The following is a 19,912-nucleotide window of genomic DNA, read 5'->3' as shown; positions in this document are numbered from 1 at the left end:
GCCCGGGCGCCGACCCTCAGGCGAGGTCGGCGAGGGCCGCCCGGACACCGTGGCCACGCAGCGCGAGGCGCGCGGCGCGGTAGGCAGCGGCGAAGCGGGCGTCGTCCACGAGATCCCCGAACAGGGTGCGGTCGGCGACGAAGGCGAGCGGGTCCGCCGCCTTCGCCGCGGCGACCAACCCGTCACGGCGGGAGTCCACGACCTCCAGCGGGCGCCCCTCCTCGTCCGGGCCCTCCAGGGAGCGGGCCCAGGCGGCCAGCACGAGGACGCAGCGGCGGATCTCGCCGCCCGAGGCGAGGTTCGCCCGCAGCACCGGCAGCAGGAACTGCGGGATCCGGTCAGAGGCCTGGGCGCGGATGCGGTCGAGCGTGTCGGCGATCGCCGGGCTGGCGAACCGCTCCAGCAGCGACTGCCGGTACCGCTCCAGGTCGATGCCGGGAACAGGGCGCAGGGTCGGCGCGGCTTCCTCGCGCAGGTAGCCCTCCAGCAGCCGGCGGAACAGCGGATCGGCGCAGGCCTCGTGGACGTACCGCAGGCCCGCCAGCCGACCGGTCTGCGCGAGCACCTGGTGCCCGGCGTTGAGCAGCCGCAGCTTCATGAGTTCGTACGGCGCGACGTCGTCCACGAGCTGGACGCCGACCTCCTCCAGCGGCGGGCGGCCGCAGGCGAAGGAGTCCTCCTGCACCCACTGCGTCCACGGCTCGCACACCACCGGCCACCGGTCCTCGATGCCGAACCGGTCGGCCAGCCGGGCCCGGTCGGCATCCGTGGTGACCGGCGTGATCCGGTCGACCATCGAGTCCGGGAAGGGCACCTCCCGGGCCACCCACTCCCCCAGCTCCGGGTCCCGCAGCCGGGCGAAGGCCGCGAAGCTCGCCCGCGCCAGCCGACCGTTGCCCGGGATGTTGTCGCAGGAGACGACCGTGAACGGCGGGAGCCCGCGGGCGCGCCGGCGCACCAGCGCCTCGACGACCAGGCCGAACGAGGTCCGCAGCGCGGCACCCGGCCGCAGGTCGTGGACCACGCCGGGGTCGGTCCCGTCGAACTCCCCGGTCACCGCCGAGGCGTTGTAGCCGCCCTCGGTGACGGTCAGGGTGACGACGCGGACGGCAGGGTCGGCCATCCGCGCCACCACCGCGTCGGGGTCGTCGGGGGCGAACAGGTACTCGACGAGCGAGCCGACCACCCGCGCCTCCTCGGTGCCGTCGGGATGCCGCACCACCAGCGTGTAGAGGCAGTCCTGGGCGGCCATCGCCTCGGCCATGCGCCGGTCGGCCGGGAGGACGCCGACGCCGCAGATCCCCCAGTCGAGCGCCCGCCCCTGCTCCATGAGGCGGTCCAGGTACATCGCCTGGTGGGAGCGGTGGAAGCCGCCCACCCCGAGGTGCACGATCCCGACGCGCAGCCGGCCCCGGTCGTAGGACGGCGTGGAGACCGGTGGGCCCAGCGTGCCGCGGGTGCGCTCGGTCAGGGGAACGGCCACGCACTGCCCATTCCCCGGGAGCGATCCGGGTAACGGCACCCGGCCGATCACCTCGGCGCCCCGCTCGCGGGACCTCGCGCTACCGTGCGCGCATGGTGGCGTAGCTCACACCGGGTGGGCTCGCCGACCGCAGGAGGTCCAGTGCGCACCCACGTCCCCCGATCCTTCCGCCGTTCGCTGCTCGCCGTCGCCGCGGGCGCGGCTCTCACCGCCGGCGCCCTCGCCGCCGCTGGGCCGGCCGGCGCCGCACCCGATCCCGCGCCCCTGGTCGTGCCGACCACGGAGGGCGCCGTCGAGGGCACCTCGACCGGGAACTACCGGCTGTTCCAGGGCATCCCGTTCGCCGCCCCGCCGGTGGGCGAGCTCCGATTCCGCCCGCCGGCACCGGCACAGCCCTGGCAGGGCGTCCGGGACGCCACGGCACCCGGCAGCCCCTGCCCACAGGAACCGAGCGCCACCAACCCCTGGTCGTCGGTCGACGAGGACTGCCTCTACCTGAACGTCACGACCCCCTCGGGGCTGGACACCCAGCGGCGGAACCTGCCGGTCATGGTCTGGATCCACGGCGGGTCCTGGCGGACCGGCACGGGCGCGGCCTACGACGCCGCGAAGCTCGCCGTCGAGGGCGACGTCGTCGTGGTGACGATCAACTACCGGCTCGGCCCGCTGGGCTTCATGGCCCAGGAGGACCTCTCGCGGGAGAACGGGGACGTCGCCTCCGGGAGCGCCGGGCTGCTCGACCAGCAGGCGGCGCTGCGCTGGGTGGAGCGCAACATCCGCGCCTTCGGCGGCAACCCGGGGCGGGTCACCATCTTCGGCGAGTCCGCCGGCGGCTCGGCGGTCTGCGCCCAGCTCACCTCGCCGACCGCGCGGGGTCTGTTCGACCGGGCCATCGCGCAGAGCTACAGCTGCACGACCCCGTACGACACCCTGGAGACGGCCGAGGCCACGGGCGCCTCGGTCGCGGAGGCCGTCGGCTGCGCCAGTGCGGCGGACGTCGCCGCGTGCCTGCGGGCCACGCCGGTGCAGGAGCTGCTCACCGCCTGGCCGGGCGGCTCCTTCGTCGTCGGCGGATCGGCGCTGCCGGTGCAGCCGGCCGAGGCGATCGCGGCCGGCGACCACGCGCGCGTGCCGGTCATGCACGGCAACCTCAGCGACGAGAACACCTTGTTCACGCCGCTGAACCCGGCCGTGGCAGCGCTGGCGAACGACGCCGACGGCTTCACCGAGGCCGATTACCGGGTCGTCCTCGGCAGCGTCTTCGGCGAGGGCGCCGGAGCCGTCCTGGCGCAGTACCCGGCGAGCGCCTACCCCTCACCGCTGCGCGCCCTGGCCGCCGTCAACAGCGACGCCGGCAGCGCGCTGTCGACGTGCGAGCACGTCGACGCCTACGACACGCTGGCCCGTCCCCCGGTGCCGGCCCCGGTGTTCGCCTACCAGTTCCGCGACGAGACGGCCGACCCGCTGCTGGACTTCCCGTACCCGGCGTACCCGGAGGACGCGCAGCACGCGACCGAGCTGCCGTACCTGTTCCCGGGGCTGTTCGGCGACGGGCTGGACGCCGAACAGGAGCAGCTTTCCACGGCGATGGTGCGCTACTGGACGAACTTCGCGGCCCACGGCAACCCCAACGGCCCCGGCGTCCCGACGTGGACCCGGTACCGGGCCCCGGCCGACGTCCAGGGCCTCGACATCGCCTCCGACGGGGGGATCGGCCCGGTCGACGTCGCCGCCGAGGCCAACTGCGCGTTCTGGTCGACCCTGTCCTAGAGCGCGGGCAGCGGCACCGGTTCCCGGGGGGAGTCCTCTCCGGGAACCGGTGCCGCCCGCTTTTCGCCCCGCCGGGGGTGCCGCATCTACTGGCCGGTACCGCATGTGGGATCGTCCGAGGCACACGTCGAGACGGCGGGCGCGACGACGAGTGCCGCCGTCAGGAAATGAGGACCGATGCGGTTGCAGCTGTCCCCGGAGCTCGAGGCCTTCCGGGAGGAGATGCGGACCTTCTTCACCACCCAGGTGCCGCAGGAGATCCGCGACAAGGTCACGTCCCACCGGCACGTGACCAAGGAGGAGTACGTCGAGGCCCAGCGCGCGCTCAACGCCGCGGGCCTGGCCGTGCCCCACTGGCCGGTCGAGTGGGGCGGCCGGGACTGGACGCCCCTGCAGCGCCACATCTGGCGCGAGGAGATGCAGCTGGCCGGCGTCCCCGAGCCGCTGGCCTTCAACACCAGCATGATCGGCCCGGTCATCGCCGCCTTCGGCAACCAGGAGCAGAAGGAGCGCTTCCTCGCCAAGACGGCGAACCTCGACATCTGGTGGTGCCAGGGCTTCTCCGAGCCCGACGCCGGCTCCGACCTCGCCTCGCTGCGCACCACCGCCGTCCGCGACGGCGACGACTGGGTGGTCAACGGGCAGAAGACCTGGACGACCCTGGGCCAGCACGCCGACTGGATCTTCTGCCTGGTCCGCACCGACCCGACCGCGGAGAAGAAGCAGCGCGGCATCTCGATGCTGGTCTTCCCGATGGACACCCCCGGCGTCACGCTCCGCCCCATCGAGCTCATCGACGGCGGCTTCGAGGTCAACGAGGTGTTCTTCGAGGACGTGCGCGTCCCCGCCGAGAACCTCATCGGCGAGGAGAACCGCGGCTGGGACTACGCCAAGTTCCTCCTCGGCAACGAGCGCGTCGGCATCGCCCGCGTGGGCGCGACCAAGAAGATGCTCGCCCAGGCGAAGGACTACGCCCGCGAGATCACCGTCGACGGCCGCCCGCTGCTGGAGGACCCGTTCATGGCCCGGCGGATCGCCGAGATCGAGAACGAGGTGGTGGCCCTGGAGCTCACCGCGCTGCGCGTCGTCGCCAACTCCGCCGACGGCAAGCCGCACCCGGCCTCGTCGGTGCTCAAGCTCAAGGGGTCGGAGCTGCAGCAGGCCGCCACCGAACTGCTGGTCGACATCGCCGGCCCGCTCTCGGTCGCCTCGTTCGCCGAGGAGGGCTCCGACGTGCCGGACTGGGCGCGCGTCGCGACGCCGCACTACCTGAACTACCGGAAGGTCTCCATCTACGGAGGCTCCAACGAGGTTCAGCGCACCATCATCGCCGGCACGATCCTGGGGCTGTGATCTGACGTGAACTTCGACTTCGACAGCGAGCAGAACGACCTGCGGGAGGCCGTGCGCGGCCTGCTGGCGCGCACGTACGCCGACAGCGAGCAGCGTCGCAAGGTGGTCGCGAACGACCCGGGCTTCGACGAGAAGACCTGGTCGCGGCTGGCCGAGATGGGGCTGCTCGGTCTGCCCTTCGCCGAGGAGCACGGCGGCATGGGCGCCGGGCCGATCGAGGTGGCGATCGTCGCCGAGGAGATGGGCCGGGTCATCGCCCCGGAGCCGTTCATCGAGGCGGTCGTGCTGGCCGGTGGGCTGATCGCCGCCGTCGGCACCGACGAGCAGAAGGGCGAGCTCCTCGCGGCCATCGCCGAGGGCACCTGCGTGCCGGCCTTCGCCCACGCGGAGATCGGCACGCGGTGGAGCGCGTCGGCGTCGGCGGTCACCGCCGCGCAGTCCGGCGACGGGTGGACCCTGACCGGCGTCAAGGAGCCGGTGCCCACCGGCGCCCGCGCCGACGTCCTCGTCGTCTCCGCCGCGGTGGACGGCGGCACGGGGCTGTTCGTGGTGCAGGGCGACGCCGCGGGTCTGACCCGCACCGGCTACCGCACCCACGACGGCACCCGCGCCGCCAACGTCCGCTTCGACGGCACCCCGGCGGCCCTGCTCGGTACCGGCGGAGACCAGACGGCCGCGATCGAGCGGGCGCTGGCCGAGGCGCGCATCGCCTACAGCCACGAGGCGATCGGGGCGATGGACACCGCGCTGCGGATCACCGCGGAGTACCTCAAGACCCGCAAGCAGTTCGGGGTCACGCTCAACAAGTTCCAGGCGCTCACCTTCCGCGCGGCGGACATGTACGTGTCCCTGGAGCTGGCCCGGAGCACCGCGCTGTGGGCGTCGATGGTCACGGATGCCGGCGGCGACGTCGTCTCCGCCGCCGACCGGGCCCGGCTGCAGACCAGCCGCGCCGGCCGGCACGTCGGCAAGGAGGCCATCCAGCTGCACGGTGGCATCGGCGTGACGGCGGAGTACTCCGTCGGGCACTACACCAGCCGGCTCACCGCCATCGACCACCTGCTCGGCGACGGCGACTTCGCCGCCGCCCGGCTGGCCCGCACCGTGGGCGAGCGGGAGACCGTCGACCCGCTGGGCGCGCCCTACGCGGTCTGAAGAAACACCCCCTGCCCCCCACCGCTCGCACGCTCGCAGCGGGGCCCTGCAGGGGGCCGACGGAGCCCCGTCCCCCATCCCGGGGGGGCGGGGCTCCGTCGCGTGGCCCCCTCCCGGGTCCCGCCCTGAGCCTGCGAAGGGTGGGGAGGAGGGGGTCCTCTTTCAGTCGCCGAGCATCGCCCGGCGGAGCTCGTCGGCATCGGCCCGGACGGAGTCGAGCACCGGCACCAGGTCGTCCTCGCGCACCTGCCCGCAGGTGAGCCGCACGATCGGCACCGCCTCGTAGTCCTCGGTGGTCAGGCGCGCGGCGACCTCGAAGGCGGCGCGCAGCAGGCCACCCTCGACCGATGTGAGGTCGTCGACCTGGTTGAGCCGGTTGGTCATGCTGTGCGGGAAGCCCCACTGCTCGAGGGCGACGGCGGTCAACCGCACGCTGTTGATGCCGTAGCGGTGCAGCTCGGCGGTGCGCCGCGCGGCGAAGGCCGGGTGCTCGGCCACCAGCGCCCCGTAGCCCTCGGGGTCGTTGTGGTGCAGGAGCGCCGCACCCATCTGGGCGAGCAGGCCCACGCAGAGCGCCTCCTGCGAGCGTTCACCGAACCGCTGGGCCAAGGTCGAGGCCGCCAGCGCCAGGCAGGTCGTGACGTCCCAGAAGTTCTCCGGGAGCCGCGACTCGTCGTCCAGCTCCGTGAGCGCGACGGTCGCCATCGTCCGGACGGTGGTGAAGCCGACCACCGTCACGGCGAACTGCAGCGAGGTGACCCGTCCGCGCATGCCGAAGTAGGCGGAGTTGGCCAGCTTCATCACCCGGCCGGCCAGGGCGACGTCGGACGCCAGGATGTGGGAGAGCGCCTTCGCGCTGGTGTCGTCGGAGTTGGCGACCGACACGATCTGCGCCGCCACGGGGCGCTGGGCCGCCATCGTGTCGATGCCCGCGAGCACCTTCTCCAGGTCGAAGACGGGGGGCACCTCCGCCCGGGCCGGCAGCGGGGTCACGGTCATCGGGCGCACGCTCCGTGGGTCGCGAACCAGGCGGCGGTGTCCGCTCCGGTCATGGGTGGGCAGAGGCTGAAGCCCTGCAGGTAGGTGGCACCCAGCCGGCCGAGCTCGGTCGCCTGCTCCGGGGTCTCGACGCCCTCGGCCACGGTGCTCAGGTTGAGGCTGCGGGCCAGTGCGATGACCGCGGAGGCGATCTCGGTGTGGCCGTGCGCCAGCTCCGCCACGAAGGAGCGGTCCACCTTCAGGCAGTCCACCGGCAGGTGCCGGAGGTAGGCCAGCGACGAGTAGCCGGTGCCGAAGTCGTCGATCGCCAGCTCGACGCCCTGGTCGCGCAGCTGGTGCAGGGTCTCCCGGGCCGAGTCGGGGTCCTGCATCAGCGCCGACTCGGTGATCTCCACGGAGATCCGGGACGCGTCCAGCCCGTGCCGCCGGAGAGCGTCGGCCACCTGCGGAGGGAGGTTGGCATCCAGCTGCAGGGCCGAGACGTTGACGTTCGCCCGGGGCGGCGCGGCGCCCCCCATGCGGCGGTCCCACTCCGCCAGCTGCCGGCAGGTCTCGTCGAGCACCAGCAGCCCCAGGCCGGCGATCAACCCGCTCTCCTCCGCCAGCGGCACGAACACCGCCGGGCTGATCGGGCCGCGCTCGGGGTGCGTCCACCGCGCCAGGGATTCGACGGCGACCGGGTGGCCGTCCTCGGTGCTGAAGATCGGCTGGTAGAGCAGCGTGATGTCGCGCCGCTCGATGGCGTCCCGCAGCTCGGCGACCAGGCGCAGTTTGTCGCGGGCCTCCTCGCGCGCCCGCTGGTCCAGCACGGTGATCCGCCCCTTGCCCCCGGCCTTGGCCTGGTACATGGCGATGTCGCAGTCCCGGATCAGCTCCTCGGCGCCGGTGTGCTCCTCGGTCTGGACGGTGACCCCGACGCTCGCATAGGGGCGGACGTCGACGCCCCCGAGCCGCACCGGCCGGGCCAGCTCGGCCGTGATCCGCTCGGCGAGCGCGACCGCGGCCGTCTGGTCGACCTCCTCGCAGACGACCACGAACTCGTCGCCACCGAACCGCGCCACCAGGTCCCCCGGGCGGACCACCGACCGCAGCCGGCTGGCGACCTCGGTGAGCAGCTCGTCGCCGGCGGTGTGCCCGAGCGAGTCGTTGACGACCTTGAAGTTGTCCAGGTCGAGGAACAGGCAGGCCAGGGTTCCGGCGCCCGGCACGAACCGCTCGGCGACGTACTGCGCCAGCAGCGTCCGGTTCGGCAGCCCGGTCAGCGGGTCGTGGTTGGCCTGGTGGGCCAGCGTGGCCTCGAACGCGAGCCGGTCGGTGATGTCCTCGATCGTGCCGACGAATCCCGCGCCCACGCCCGGGGTGAACAGGTGGGCGAATCGGATGACGGTCGTGCGCACGGTGCCGTCGTCGCGGAGCAGGCGGGCCTGCGCCTCGACCTCCTCGCCGTCCAGCGCCGCCGAGACCTGCTCGATCACCGTGTCGAGGTCGTCCTCGTGCACCGTGGCCATCCAGCCGGTGCCCAGCAACTCCTCGGCGCGACGGCCGACGAGGCTGCAGAACGCGTCGTTGACGTGGGCCAGCCGCATGCCCTGCTCGGAGAGCAGCGTCGGCACCGGCGACCGTTCGGTGAGCGTGGAGAAGCGGCGCTCGTGGGCGTCCGCGGTCGCCCGCAGCGCGCGCTCCTGCTCGTTGGCCGTGTCGACGATGCGCACGGTCCACATCCCGCCCCGGGGCGAGGGCGTCGTGGTCACCTGGGCCTCGATGGCGGCGCCGCTCGCCGTGCGGACGGGCAGCGTCATCCGGGCCGTCCGCTCCCGCCGCAGCAGCAGCTTGAGCTCCCCGCCCCCGAGGCTGGGGAACAGGTGCTCGACGGGGAGCGCGCGGAGATCGTCCAGGCCGTAGCCCAGCAGTTCCACGGCGCCGACGTTGCCCCAGCTGACCCTGGGGCGCCCGGCCACCATCTCGGCGACCACGATGGCGAGGGTGTCGCTGACGGTGGCGCTGTAGAAGACCGAGGTCACGATCTCCGGTGGGACGCGGTCGTCGCCGGGCCGGTTCATGCTGACGGACACGGTCCTCCCCTCCCGCGGCGCGGACGTCCATGTCCGCTCCGACAGGAGACCTTCGGCGGGTCGGGGGGGTGGTCTGCACCCGGCAACGGGGCGTAGCCCCCCGTCGGGGGGAGGGACACACGGTCGGTCACCGCGCGGCCGGGCTGCGGACGTGCCGTGCCTCACACTCACGGAGCCGGGCACCGCGACCCTGCGTCAGCAGGCAAGATCCGTCCAACCAACCGAGCACCGCGCACGACCCCAGCACTGGCGAGCAGGCGACGAGGCCTGCCCACCGAGGAATGGAGCGCCACGATGCAGATCGGAGTCCCGCGCGAGACGCGGCCCCGCGAGACCCGGGTGGCGGCGACCCCGGCGACGGTCACGCAGCTGGTGCGGCTGGGCTACGAGGTCGTGGTCGAGACCGGCGCCGGGGCGGCCGCCAGCTTCCCGGACGAGGCGTACGCGGAGGCCGGTGCGCGGGTCGGCTCGGGAACCGAGGCCTGGGGTGCGGAGGTCGTGCTGCGCGTGAACGCCCCCTCGCTGAGCGAGATCGGGCGGCTGGCCGACGGCGCGACGCTGATCAGCCTGCTGGCCCCCGCGCTGAACCCCGACCTGGTGGACGCGCTCGCCGCCCGCCCGATCACGGCGCTGGCCATGGACGCCGTGCCCCGGATCTCCCGGGCCCAGTCGATGGACGTGCTGTCCTCGATGGCCAACATCGCCGGGTACCGGGCGGTCGTCGAGGCGGCCAACGTGTTCGGCCGGTTCTTCACCGGCCAGGTGACCGCGGCGGGCAAGGTCCCCCCGGCCAAGGTGCTGGTCGCCGGCGCGGGTGTGGCCGGGCTGGCCGCGATCGGCACCGCGTCCAGCCTGGGCGCGATCGTGCGGGCCACCGACGTCCGCCCGGAGGTGGCCGAGCAGGTGCGCTCCCTGGGTGGTGAGTACGTCGCCGTCCCCGCGGGGGAGCAGGAGGTCAGCGCCGACGGCTACGCCCGGGAGATGGGGGAGGACTTCAACCGGCGGGCGGCGCAGATGTACGCCGAGCAGGCGAAGGACGTCGACATCGTCATCACCACCGCCCTGATCCCCGGCCGGCCCGCCCCGCGGCTGATCACCGAGGAGATGGTCGCCGCCATGCGCTCGGGCTCGGTGATCGTGGACATGGCCGCGGCACAGGGCGGCAACGTGGCCGGCTCCGTGCCCGACGAGGTGGTCGTGACCGAGAACGGGGTCACGATCATCGGGTACACCGACCTGCCCGCCCGGCTCCCCGCGCAGGCCTCCCAGCTGTACGGCACCAACCTGGTCAACCTGCTGAAGCTGCTGACCCCGGCCAAGGACGGGCACCTCGTCCTGGACTTCGACGACGTCGTGCAGCGGGCGATCACCGTCGTGCGCGCGGGCGAGAAGACCTGGCCCCCGCCACCGGTGCAGGTCTCCGCGGCACCACCACCTCCGCCCGCTCCCCCGGCCGGCGCCACCGCAGGGGCGCCGAGCGTGCCGCAGAAGACGCCCGCGCCGGCGCGGCGGTTCGCCCTCGTGGGACTGGCCGCGGCGCTGCTGTTCCTGGTGGCCGCCTACTCCCCCGACGAGCTGGTGGGGCACTTCACGGTGTTCGCGCTCTCCGTCGTCGTCGGCTTCTACGTCATCGGGGCCGTGCACCACGCCCTGCACACCCCGCTGATGTCGGTGACCAACGCGATCTCGGGGATCATCGTGGTCGGCGCACTGCTGCAGCTGAGCAGCGGCGACGGCGTCGTCCTGGCGCTCGCCTTCATCGCCACCCTGGTGGCCAGCATCAACGTCTTCGGCGGCTTCGCCGTCACCCGCCGGATGCTGGGGATGTTCTCCCGCGGCACGGGCGCTCCGGCCCGCACCACCCTCCCGGCCGCGCGATGACCGCCACCAGCGCCGCGGCCGCGGCCTACATCGTCGCCGCCCTGCTGTTCATCCTGAGCCTGGCCGGGCTGTCGCGGCACGAGACCGCCAAGGCGGGCAACGCCTACGGCATCGCCGGCATGGCGATCGCCCTGGCGGCCACCATCGGCGTGGCCACGCAGGACATCTCGGCCGTCGGGCTCACCCTGCTCGTCGTCGCCGTGGCGATCGGTGCCGCGATCGGTCTGTGGCGGGCCCGCAAGGTCGAGATGACCGGCATGCCGGAGCTCATCGCGCTGCTGCACAGCTTCGTCGGCCTGGCCGCAGTCCTCGTCGGCTGGAACGGCTACCTGTCGGTCGAGGGCGTCGAGCCGCAGGACGGTGGCCCCCTGCTCACCGGGGCCGAGGCCGGCATCCACTCCGGCGAGGTCGTGGTCGGGGTCTTCATCGGCGCGGTGACCTTCACCGGCTCGATCGTCGCCTTCCTCAAGCTCTCCGCGCGCATGAAGAGCAACCCGCTGATGCTCCCGGGGCGCAACTGGCTGAACCTCGGCGCACTGGCGCTGTTCGCCGTCCTGACCGTCGTCTTCGTGGTCGAGCCGAACCTGCTCGTGCTGTCGGTCGTGACGGTCCTCGCCCTGGCGCTGGGCTGGCATCTGGTGGCCTCGATCGGCGGCGGTGACATGCCCGTCGTCGTCTCGATGCTCAACAGCTACTCCGGCTGGGCCGCTGCCGCATCGGGCTTCCTGCTGGGCAACGACCTGCTGATCATCACCGGCGCCCTGGTCGGCTCCTCCGGCGCCTACCTCTCCTACATCATGTGCAAGGCGATGAACCGCTCGTTCCTCTCGGTCATCGCGGGCGGGTTCGGCAACGAGGGCGCGGCGGCCGCCTCCGACGTGGACTACGGCGAGCACACCGAGATCTCGGCCGAGGAGACCGCAGAGCTCCTGCGGAACGCGAAGTCGGTGGTCATCACCCCGGGCTACGGCATGGCGGTCGCCCAGGCGCAGAGCGCCGTCGCCGAGCTGACCCGCAAGCTGCGTGCGCAGGACGTCGACGTGCGCTTCGGCATCCACCCGGTGGCCGGGCGCCTGCCCGGGCACATGAACGTGCTCCTGGCCGAGGCCAAGGTGCCCTACGACGTCGTCCTGGAGATGGACGAGATCAACGACGACCTCGCCGACACCTCGGTGGTGCTGGTCATCGGCGCCAACGACACCGTCAACCCGGCCGCCACCGACGACCCCACCAGCCCGATCGCCGGCATGCCCGTGCTGCGGGTGTGGGAGGCCGAGCACGTGGTCGTGTTCAAGCGGTCCATGAACACGGGCTACGCCGGCGTGCAGAACCCGCTGTTCTTCCGGGACAACAGCCGGATGCTCTTCGGCGACGCCCGGGAGCAGGTGGAGGCGATCCTCAAGGCGCTGTGAGCCGTTCGGCCTGGCCCGCCGCCCCCGAAGCGCCTACGCTGTGCACATGCACGCGCACGTTCCGCTGAGCGAGGGCGCGTCGCCGCGGGGGTGCGACCACGTGCGCCCGGCGGCGCAGCTCAGCGCACCGTCCGCGCCGCCGGCCTTCCGCGCCTACGTCGACCGGTACGGGATTGCGCTGGTCGGGGACCTCGACGTCGCCTGCGCGGAGCGGCTGGCGGGGATCCTGGGGGCCGTCCCGATCGAGGGCGACGCCTGCACCCTGGATCTTTCCGGGCTCCGGTTCGCCGACGTGGCCGGCTGCCGGGCGATCGCCCGCTGGGCCCGGTCCCTGGCCGACGCCGGAGTCCGGGTGGAGCTGCGCGACGCGCCTCCGCTCGTCCAGCGGGCCTGGCAGCTGCTGGCGCTCGACCGGTGGGCGCGCGTCGCGTTCACCGACGCCGCCTGATCGACCGCGCGCAAGGGTCCCCACCGCCCGGCGCGGCCGGTCGCCGGCGCTACGCCCGGTCGCCGGGTTGCGCCCGCGGCACCGGTCGCCGACGGTTGCCAGGTGGATCCCTTCCGCGGTCTCGGCATGCCCCGCATCCCCGGGTTCGGCGAGCTGCTCGCGCTGCTCCAGGCCCAGACCGAGGCGCTCTCCCAGCTCCCCCGGACGCTGGCCGACCTCAACGGCACGGTCCGCGAGCTGACCGCCGCCACCACGTCCGCCCGGGAGACGATCGCCTCCGCGCAGCGGATCACCGAACGCCTGGAGAGCCTGCTCGAGGAGTTGGAGGAGCCGGTGCGGGCGCTGCGCCCCGGCATCGAGCGGGTCGGTCGCGTGCTCGACGACCCCGCCGTCGACACCGTGCCCGAGACGCTGCGCCGGATCCACGACGACCTCATGCCCCTGGTCCACGGGCTGCGCCAGGCGCAGAGCCGGGTGGGTTCGGTCACCGGCCTGCTCCGTCGTCGTCCGCCGGAGGACGAGGACGACGGCTACTGAGCGTGGAGCTGGCCACCGACCCGCTCGCACTCCTGGCGTGCGGCCTGGCGGTGCTGGTGGCGTCCGTCGTCCAGACGGCGACCGGCATGGGCTTCGGCCTCCTCGCCGGACCGCTGGTGCTGCTGGTGCAGCCCGCTCTCGTGCCCGGCCCGCTGCTGGTGGGCACGCTGACCGCGCTGCTGCCGGTGGTGTGGCGCGAACGGTCCGCATTGGAGCTCGACAACCTCCGCGGTGCGATGCTCGCCTCGGCCCCCGGCGTTGTCGCTGGCCTGGGGCTGGTGCAGGTCATCGACGGCCGGTTGTTGGGGATAACGGTTGCTGTCGTCGTGCTGCTCGCCTGTGGCGCGTCGCTCGCCGGGGTGCGGTTGCCGGGCGGGCGGCGCGCGCTCACCGTCGCCGGCTTCGCCTCCGGGACGCTCTCGACTGTCGCGGCGACGCCCGGACCGCCCCTGGTGGTCACCTACCGCGCGCCCACCCCGGCCGCCCAGCGGGCGAACCTGTCGGTGTTCTTCGTCGGGACGACGCTGCTGTCCCTCGGCGTGCTGGTCGCCGGCGGCGAGCTCGACGGGGGCGGGCTGCTCACCGGTGCGGGGCTGGTGCCGTTCGTGCTGACCGGCTTCCTCCTCGCCGGACCCCTGCGCCGGCGGCTGGCCCTGCCGGCCATGCGCCGCGCCGCCCTGGTGCTGTGCCTGCTCTCCGGCGCGGTGCTGCTCGTCAGGTCGCTGGCGGGCTGACCGTCACTGCTCGACGGGCGGCTCCCGGCGCACGATGTCGCCGACGGCCTCCTCCAGCCGCGCCCAGGTCGTGCTCCACTCGACCAGGGGGTCGAGGATCCGCTCGAAGACGGCGAGCTGCTGGTCGAACGCGTCGAGCTGAGCGCGCATGGCGGCGATCGAGGTGCGCTGCGCGGTCACCATCTCCTTGACGGCGCGCAGCTGGGCCGCCGACATCGCCCCGGGCGGGCTGGGCAGGGCCGGCAGCGGGAGGCGGGACGTCGCATTCCCGGCGAGGTTGCGGGCGCGATCGGAGAAGAACCGCAGCTGGTTCACGAACTCGTCGATCGACCGCCCGACGATCCCGCTCTGCGGGGTGGTCCGGTCGGCGTCGTCGGCCTCGGTCATCGCTCCCCCTCCGTGCACGCTGCACCGACCTTAGGCCTGGAGCCGAGGCTCGGCTGCGCTGAGCCGACCCCGGGCATTGGAAGCTCTACCTGCGTCCTCGGGGCCGACGACGCAGGTAAAGCCTCCAATGCCTCAGCGGGGACGCCCCCGTCCGAAGACCACCCCGAGCGTGGTGACGTGCTGGAACGGCCTCGCCGCAGGGTCCCGCCCCGCGCGGGCGAGGGGCGGGGGCAGAGGCCCGCTCAGTACCAGCCGGTGGCCTGGGAGTGCGACCACGCGCCGCACGGGGAGCCGTAGCGGTTGTTGATGTAGATCAGGCCGGCGTCGATCTGCCGGTAGCCGTCGGAGGTCTTGGCGATGCCGGTCCCGGCCCAGGTGGAGTCGAGGAACTGCGCGATGCCGTAGGCGGTGCTCCGCGGGTTCTGGGCGTTCGGGTTCCACCCGCTCTCCTTGCCCCACAGGCTCTCCAGGCAGCTGAACTCGCTGCCCGAGCCGCCGAGCTTGCCCATCGCGTACTCCTGGAAGGAGCCGGCCGGGGCCGCGGCGGCCGGCGCGGGAGCGCTCCGGGCAGGAGCCGGAGCCGGGGCCGGGGCCGGGGCTGGTGCGGCCGGCGCCGGGGTGCGGGCGGCCTGCTCCCGGGCCGCCTGCACGCGGGCGGCCTCCTCGGCAGCGGCCTTGCGGGCGGCCTCCTCGGCAGCGGCCTTGCGCGCGGCCTCCTCCTCGGCGGCGCGGCGGGCGGCCTCCTCGGCGGCACGGCGGTCCAGCTCGGCCTGCTCGGCCGCGGCCCGCGCCTCCGCTGCGGCGGCCTGCTCGGCCGCGCGCTCGCTGCGGCTCGCGGCCAGCTGGCCGAGGGTGTCGGCCGCGGCCACCGTCACGTCGGGCGCGGGGGTCTCGTCGGTGATGCCGAGCTGCTCGGCGACGCTGACGGAGGCCAGCTCCGGCTCGGCCTGGGCGACCGGCTCGTCGGCGACGACGCCGTTGGCCAGCAGGCCGCCTGCCGCGGCGACCGCCAGGAGCAGCAGCGCGGAACGGCGGACCGTCTTCGTCGAACGGCGCCCGGTCGTGGGGCGGAGAGCACGGGTGATCGAGGTGGCGCGAAGGTTCATGGGGAGGAACTGCTCCAGGGGCAGGGGGCGGCAGGGCCGGCGACGGCGGCGGGAACTGCTGCGGGGATGGTCGAGGGGCAGCGGTGTCGGGCGTACGCCCGGGCGCTCAGCGCGGGGAAGGCGCGCGCGAGGCTCCGTACCGGCTGCGGTTCCGTGCAAGGTGGGCCCGCAGGCTCGCCATGCGGCGGCTCTCCGTTTCTTCCGTCGTGCCGCCTACCGGGTTAGCTGACGGATTCGGGCGGGAAGCGGCCCTACCCGCGCCAGGACGTGCCCCGGCGCGCGATTCACCCCAGTACTTCGGTGGGTCCCCGGCTCGCCCTCGGCGGGCGACTCGGCGGCGCCCGGCGGACCTCCCCCGGATGGGGAGAGAACGACCGGCCGGGCGGGACCCACGGTAACCAGCGTTATCCGTTCGTGACAATCCCCTGGCGGGAAAAGGAACGGGAGGTGACCGTCAGGGGAGCCGCCAGACCGTGGTCCGGCGCACCGGCACCGGCCCGGTGGGCGACGGCTCGGTGTCGGGCACGTCGTAGACCGCCAGCGCTTCCAGCCGGTCCTCGGGGAGGTACACCCGCCCGGGATCACCGATCAGCACCTCGGCACCGCCGGCCCGGGCCGCCTCGAGGAAGGGCAGCACCCGGTCGGTCATCTCCCGGTCGTAGCAGACGTCGCCGGCGAGGACGACCGCGACGTCGGGCGGCTCGCCCCCGAGCACGTCGCCGGCGGGCGTGATGCCCGGGGTGCCGTTCCGCTCGGCGTTGACGGCGATCGCGGTCAGCGCGAACGGGTCGACGTCGCTGGCGAGCACCGCGGTCGCGCCGGCCAGGACCGCCGCGACCGCGACCAGGCCGCTGCCCGCCCCCAGGTCCAGCACGGTGCGCCCGGCCACCAGGCCGGGGTGGTCGAGCACGTGGCGGGCCAGCGCCTGGCCGCCCGGCCAGGCCGCGGCCCAGAACGGCGGGTCCGTGGAGGTGCGCCCGTGCTCGGCCTCCATCGCCTCCCACAGGGCGACGACGTCGGCGGCGACCAGCAGCTCCACCTCGGGCACCAGGTCCGGCCGGACCGGCCGGGTGTGGGCGCGGACGAACTCCGCAGGGATGGAACGGTCCACCCCGGCAGTCAACCGCACGCGGCCGGCGGCGGTGGGACCGCCCGGCTCAGAGACGGGTCGACCAGGACGACAGCGCGCCGGCGGGGCGGAAACCCAGCGCCTCGTTGACCGCGACCATGGGCGTGTTGCCCTCGGAGTTGTAGGTGCTGATCCGCCGGACGCCGGGGAACCCCGCTGCCAGCTCCCGCAGCACGGCCGCCTTCATCCGGGCGCCGAGCCGGTGCCCCCGGTGCTCACGGAGCACCAGCGTGCCGCCCTGTTGGGCGAGCGCCGGCTGGGCGAGCGGGATCTGCAGGTCGGTGAAGCCGACCAGCCGGCCGCCGATCACCGCGCCCGCGCTGAGCACCGTCCGGCCCCGGGCGACGTGGGTCCGCTCGTACTCGCGGATCCGGTCCCCGTCCCACTCCTCCTCCCCCACCGGCAGATCGCCGTGGGGTGCGTCGGTGGTCATGCGCCGCTCCAGCAGCGCCCGGTCGGCCAGCAGCGCGTCCGGGGTGCGGTCCCGCCAGGTGACGATCTCGTACCCGGCGCCGGCCGCGGCCTCGAGCGCCCCCAGCCGGTCCTCGTCGACCGGCAGCACCAGTTCCCGGCGGGTCTCCACCAGGTCGCAGGACCAGCCGTGCCGCTCGGCGAAGGCGCGGCCCGGCGCCCCGGGGCCGGGCTCGTCCACCTCGCTCACCAGCGAGTTGCGGCCGTGCGCGGCGGCGAGTACCCGGGCCTCGGCCAGCAGCGCGCTCCCGAGGCCACGGCGCCGGGAGGCCGGGTGCACCGCGAGGTCCACCACCGCCAGCGTCGGGTTGTCCTTGCGCGGGAGGATCAGCCGGAGCGCGCCGGCGACCGCGCCGTCCACCAGGGCGGCCCGGTGGGTGCCGTCCCGGGAGCCACCGGGCGCGACGAGCTCCCGCCCCAGCGCGACGTCCTCCTGCGCCGGCCGGGGCGGGTCCTGCGGCCGGGCGGCCCGGCCGGAGGCGGCCCACACCTCGCACCAGGAGGGGAAGAGGTCGTCGTCGGGGCCGAGCTCGACGATCCGGCAGGAGGGGTCGGTCACGTCCCCGTTCTACTGGCACCGGCAATACCTTTTCCGGCGCTCAGCCCCTCGGCCGCGCGGTCGCCCGGCGAGCGATCAGCCGCCAGTAGGTGCCGGGCAGCAGGCGGACCAGCACGTCGGGCACCGTGGCGCTCCAGCCGATCAGCAGCCGGGGGCGGCGGCGCTCGACGGCCGCCACGATGCGGGCGGCGGCGTCCTCCGGCGGCATCCGCAGCAGCTTGGTGAACTGCGCCCGCCCCTTCTCGTACTCCTCCACCGAGACGCCCGCGCCGGTGCGGGCGCTCTCGGCGATCCGCGTCCGGATCCCACCCGGGTGGACGACCGTGACGCCGATGCCGTCGTCGGCGAGCTCGTGGCGGAGCGCCTCGCTGAACCCGCGGACGGCGAACTTGCTCGTCGCGTACGCGACCTGCCCGGCCGGGGCGAAGATGCCGAAGACGCTGGAGACGTTGACGACGTGGGCGCCGGGGTGGGTCTTCAGCACGGGCAGCAGCATGTGGGTGAGGCGGACGACGGCGCGCAGGTTCACCGCCAGGACCCACTCGAAGTCCGCCAGCCCGATCTGGTCGAAGCGACCGCCCAGGGCGACCCCCGCGTTGTTGACCAGCAGCGTGGTCTCGGGGTGCTCGGCCACCAGCGTCCGGGCCACCCGCGCTGTCGCCTCGTCGTCGGCCAGGTCGACCACGTGCGTCGCCACCCGCAGGGCCGGGTGGTCGGCGGCGATCCGCCCGGCCACCGCCGCCAGCCGGTCGGCGTCGCGGTCCAGCAGCACCAGGTGGCTGCCCCGGTCGGCCAGCTGCGCGGCCAGCGCCTCGCCGATCCCGCTGGCGGCGCCCGTGACGACCGCCGTCCCGCCCGCGAAGGCGTAGGGCCCCATCAGGCCACGACCCGATCCGCGTGGGCGGCTGCAGGCACGCGCGGCTGGAAGGTCATGCCCTCGTCCTCCAGCGAGCCCCGGCGCATCATGGCGACGTCCCGCAGGTAGTTCTGGTGCAGCCGCCAGGGTGTGCGGCGCCCCTGCTGCGGCAGGCCGGCGAGGCTGCGCTGGACGTAGCCCGCCGCGAGGTCGAGGAAGGGCGCTCCCCCGCCCTCCGGCGGGGCGACCGGCGTGGCCGACGCGTAGCCGTGCTCGTCGAGGTGGTCCAGCAGGCGGCAGACGTAGCGGTTGACCAGGTCGGCCTTGAGGGTCCACGAGGCGTTCGTGTACCCGATGACCATGGCGAAGTTGGGCACGCCGGAGAGCATCATGCCCTTGTAGGACACCCGCTCGGGCAGCTCGACCGGCTCCCCGTCGACCACGATCCGCATCCCGCCGACCGGCAGCAGGTTCAGGCCGGTCGCGGTGACGACGACGTCGGCCGCCAGGTGCTCGCCCGACGTCAGCTCGATCCCCTCCTCGGTGAAGGTCGCGATCCGGTCGGTGACGATGGACGCCGCGCCCCGGCGGAGGGCTCGGAACAGGTCTCCGTCGGGCACCAGGCACAGCCGCTGGTCCCAGGGGTCGTAGGGCGGGTTGAAGTGCGTGTCGACGTCGACCCCCGGCAGCTGCTTCTGCGTCATGCGACGGATCAGCGAGCGGACCAGGGCCGGCCGGCGCCGGCTGAGCTGGTAGAGCGCGGTGCTGGTGAGCACGTTCTTCCACCGCACGACCGAGTAGGCCACCCGCTCCGGCAGCCGCGCCCGCAGCTTCTGCGCGATCGGGTCACGGCCGGGCAGCGACATGACGTAGCTGGGCGTGCGCTGCAGCATGGTCACGTGCTCGGCCTGCTCCGCCAGGTTGGGCACCAGCGTGACCGCGGTGGCGCCGCTACCGACGACGACGACCCGCTTGCCGGTCAGGTCGATGCCCTCGGGCCAGTGCTGCGGGTGGAGAAGCTGCCCCCGGAAGCGCTGCTCGCCCGGGAACTCCGGCCGGAACCCCTGGTCGTAGCGGTAGTAGCCGGAGCAGACCGACAGCCACGTGCACGTGAGGGTGACCGTCTCGCCGGTGTCGGCGCGCTCGGCGGTGACCGCCCAGCGGGCCTCGGCGCTCGACCACTCCGCCGACACGACGCGATGGTGGTAGCGGATCCTCTCCGTGACGCCGTACTCGCGGGCGGTCTCCTCGATGTACCGGCGGATGGTCGGCCCGTCGGCGATCGACTCGGGCTCCCGCCACGGGCGGAAGGAGTAGCCCAGGGTGAACATGTCCGAGTCCGACCGGATGCCCGGGTAGCGGAACAGGTCCCAGGTCCCGCCCAGCGCCGCCCGCGACTCCAGCACCGCGTAGCTGGTCCCCGGCCGCTCCCGTTCCAGGTGGCAGGCGGCCCCGACACCGGAGAGCCCGGCGCCGACGATCAGGACGTCCACGTGCTCGGTGGTCATGCCAGCACTCTCCGGTTCGCTCCGCCGGGCCGTTCGGCCGCACCCCGCGCCG

17 protein-coding genes and 1 riboswitch are annotated in these 19,912 nt (G+C 74.0%); of the genes, 8 read left to right on the top strand and 9 right to left on the bottom strand.

Annotated elements, in window-relative coordinates:
- Positions 1–16: 16 nt before the first annotated feature.
- Entirely contained in the window at positions 17–1,483 is a 1,467-nt protein-coding gene (locus ACI79Q_RS12305) for a mannitol dehydrogenase family protein (protein WP_456590699.1), read from the bottom strand.
- A gap of 141 nt (positions 1,484–1,624) precedes the next feature.
- On the opposite strand from ACI79Q_RS12305, the gene ACI79Q_RS12300 reads away from it, so the two are divergent.
- From ACI79Q_RS12300 to ACI79Q_RS12290, 3 genes are all read left to right on the top strand, one after another.
- On the top strand, positions 1,625–3,253 hold the full coding sequence (locus ACI79Q_RS12300) for a carboxylesterase/lipase family protein (RefSeq protein ID WP_456590700.1): 1,629 nt from the start codon (positions 1,625–1,627) through the stop codon (positions 3,251–3,253).
- A 177-nt stretch (positions 3,254–3,430) separates the two neighbouring features.
- Positions 3,431–4,606: an acyl-CoA dehydrogenase family protein gene (locus ACI79Q_RS12295; protein WP_456590701.1), complete on the top strand. Its 1,176-nt coding sequence runs from the start codon at positions 3,431–3,433 to the stop codon at positions 4,604–4,606.
- Positions 4,607–4,612: 6 nt separating this feature from the next.
- Positions 4,613–5,761 carry an acyl-CoA dehydrogenase family protein gene (locus ACI79Q_RS12290; RefSeq protein WP_456590702.1) on the top strand — a complete coding sequence of 383 codons (1,149 nt, stop codon included), beginning with the start codon at positions 4,613–4,615 and terminating at the stop codon, positions 5,759–5,761.
- A 162-nt stretch (positions 5,762–5,923) separates the two neighbouring features.
- Here ACI79Q_RS12290 and ACI79Q_RS12285 read toward each other — a convergent pair whose 3' ends face one another.
- Positions 5,924–6,760, bottom strand: coding sequence for an HDOD domain-containing protein (locus ACI79Q_RS12285; protein ID WP_456590703.1), 837 nt, complete (start codon positions 6,758–6,760; stop codon positions 5,924–5,926).
- A complete protein-coding gene (locus tag ACI79Q_RS12280; RefSeq protein WP_456590704.1) occupies positions 6,757–8,832 on the bottom strand; it encodes a putative bifunctional diguanylate cyclase/phosphodiesterase in 2,076 nt (691 codons plus the stop codon). The genes ACI79Q_RS12285 and ACI79Q_RS12280 overlap by 4 nt, the downstream gene beginning before the upstream one ends.
- A gap of 294 nt (positions 8,833–9,126) precedes the next feature.
- Here ACI79Q_RS12280 and ACI79Q_RS12275 point away from each other — a divergent pair, with 294 nt between their 5' ends.
- The 5 genes from ACI79Q_RS12275 to ACI79Q_RS12255 all read left to right on the top strand — a co-directional run bounded on the left by ACI79Q_RS12275 (position 9,127) and on the right by ACI79Q_RS12255 (position 13,844).
- The gene (locus ACI79Q_RS12275) at positions 9,127–10,713 is read left to right on the top strand and encodes a Re/Si-specific NAD(P)(+) transhydrogenase subunit alpha (RefSeq protein ID WP_456598145.1); all 1,587 of its coding nucleotides are present in this window, start codon (positions 9,127–9,129) and stop codon (positions 10,711–10,713) included.
- Complete coding sequence (gene pntB, locus ACI79Q_RS12270) at positions 10,710–12,125, top strand: Re/Si-specific NAD(P)(+) transhydrogenase subunit beta (RefSeq protein WP_456590706.1); 1,416 nt, start codon at positions 10,710–10,712, stop codon at positions 12,123–12,125. Before ACI79Q_RS12275 ends, pntB begins: the two co-directional genes overlap by 4 nt.
- 46 nt (positions 12,126–12,171) lie before the next feature.
- Positions 12,172–12,573, top strand: a complete 402-nt coding sequence (locus ACI79Q_RS12265; RefSeq protein WP_456590707.1) for an STAS domain-containing protein — start codon at positions 12,172–12,174, stop codon at positions 12,571–12,573.
- Positions 12,574–12,675: 102 nt separating this feature from the next.
- Positions 12,676–13,110 carry a hypothetical protein gene (locus ACI79Q_RS12260; RefSeq protein WP_456590708.1) on the top strand — a complete coding sequence of 145 codons (435 nt, stop codon included), beginning with the start codon at positions 12,676–12,678 and terminating at the stop codon, positions 13,108–13,110.
- 2 nt (positions 13,111–13,112) lie between these two features.
- Entirely contained in the window at positions 13,113–13,844 is a 732-nt protein-coding gene (locus ACI79Q_RS12255; protein WP_456600328.1) for a sulfite exporter TauE/SafE family protein, read from the top strand.
- 3 nt (positions 13,845–13,847) lie between these two features.
- On the opposite strand, the gene ACI79Q_RS12250 is transcribed toward ACI79Q_RS12255, so the two are convergent.
- From ACI79Q_RS12250 to ACI79Q_RS12225, 6 genes are all read right to left on the bottom strand, one after another.
- Positions 13,848–14,231, bottom strand: coding sequence for a hypothetical protein (locus ACI79Q_RS12250; protein ID WP_456590710.1), 384 nt, complete (start codon positions 14,229–14,231; stop codon positions 13,848–13,850).
- 242 nt (positions 14,232–14,473) lie between these two features.
- Positions 14,474–15,337, bottom strand: a complete 864-nt coding sequence (locus ACI79Q_RS12245; protein WP_456590711.1) for an aggregation-promoting factor C-terminal-like domain-containing protein — start codon at positions 15,335–15,337, stop codon at positions 14,474–14,476.
- Between the two features lie 210 nt (positions 15,338–15,547).
- Positions 15,548–15,674, bottom strand: a riboswitch (cyclic di-AMP (ydaO/yuaA leader).
- Positions 15,675–15,791: 117 nt separating this feature from the next.
- The gene (locus ACI79Q_RS12240; RefSeq protein WP_456590712.1) at positions 15,792–16,448 is read right to left on the bottom strand and encodes a class I SAM-dependent methyltransferase; all 657 of its coding nucleotides are present in this window, start codon (positions 16,446–16,448) and stop codon (positions 15,792–15,794) included.
- 46 nt (positions 16,449–16,494) lie between these two features.
- On the bottom strand, positions 16,495–17,496 hold the full coding sequence (locus ACI79Q_RS12235) for a GNAT family N-acetyltransferase (protein ID WP_456614759.1): 1,002 nt from the start codon (positions 17,494–17,496) through the stop codon (positions 16,495–16,497).
- A 40-nt stretch (positions 17,497–17,536) separates the two neighbouring features.
- Positions 17,537–18,373 carry an SDR family NAD(P)-dependent oxidoreductase gene (locus tag ACI79Q_RS12230; RefSeq protein WP_456590714.1) on the bottom strand — a complete coding sequence of 279 codons (837 nt, stop codon included), beginning with the start codon at positions 18,371–18,373 and terminating at the stop codon, positions 17,537–17,539.
- A complete protein-coding gene (locus ACI79Q_RS12225; protein ID WP_456614758.1) occupies positions 18,373–19,860 on the bottom strand; it encodes a flavin-containing monooxygenase in 1,488 nt (495 codons plus the stop codon). The genes ACI79Q_RS12230 and ACI79Q_RS12225 overlap by 1 nt, the downstream gene beginning before the upstream one ends.
- Between the last annotated feature and the right edge of the window lie 52 nt (positions 19,861–19,912).

This window comes from Blastococcus sp. SYSU DS0828 (assembly GCF_054050975.1).
This window is presented reverse-complemented; position numbering and strand designations above follow the sequence as displayed.

Coding starts and splice junctions, on each gene's coding strand:
- ACI79Q_RS12295 (WP_456590701.1), top strand. CDS start 3,431: ATGCGGTTGCAGCTGTCCCCGGAGCTCGAGGCCTTCCGGGAGGAGATG.
- ACI79Q_RS12285 (WP_456590703.1), bottom strand. CDS start 6,760: ATGACCGTGACCCCGCTGCCGGCCCGGGCGGAGGTGCCCCCCGTCTTC.
- ACI79Q_RS12275 (WP_456598145.1), top strand. CDS start 9,127: ATGCAGATCGGAGTCCCGCGCGAGACGCGGCCCCGCGAGACCCGGGTG.
- pntB (WP_456590706.1), top strand. CDS start 10,710: ATGACCGCCACCAGCGCCGCGGCCGCGGCCTACATCGTCGCCGCCCTG.
- ACI79Q_RS12265 (WP_456590707.1), top strand. CDS start 12,172: ATGCACGCGCACGTTCCGCTGAGCGAGGGCGCGTCGCCGCGGGGGTGC.
- ACI79Q_RS12250 (WP_456590710.1), bottom strand. CDS start 14,231: ATGACCGAGGCCGACGACGCCGACCGGACCACCCCGCAGAGCGGGATC.
- ACI79Q_RS12245 (WP_456590711.1), bottom strand. CDS start 15,337: ATGAACCTTCGCGCCACCTCGATCACCCGTGCTCTCCGCCCCACGACC.
- ACI79Q_RS12230 (WP_456590714.1), bottom strand. CDS start 18,373: ATGGGGCCCTACGCCTTCGCGGGCGGGACGGCGGTCGTCACGGGCGCC.
- ACI79Q_RS12225 (WP_456614758.1), bottom strand. CDS start 19,860: ATGACCACCGAGCACGTGGACGTCCTGATCGTCGGCGCCGGGCTCTCC.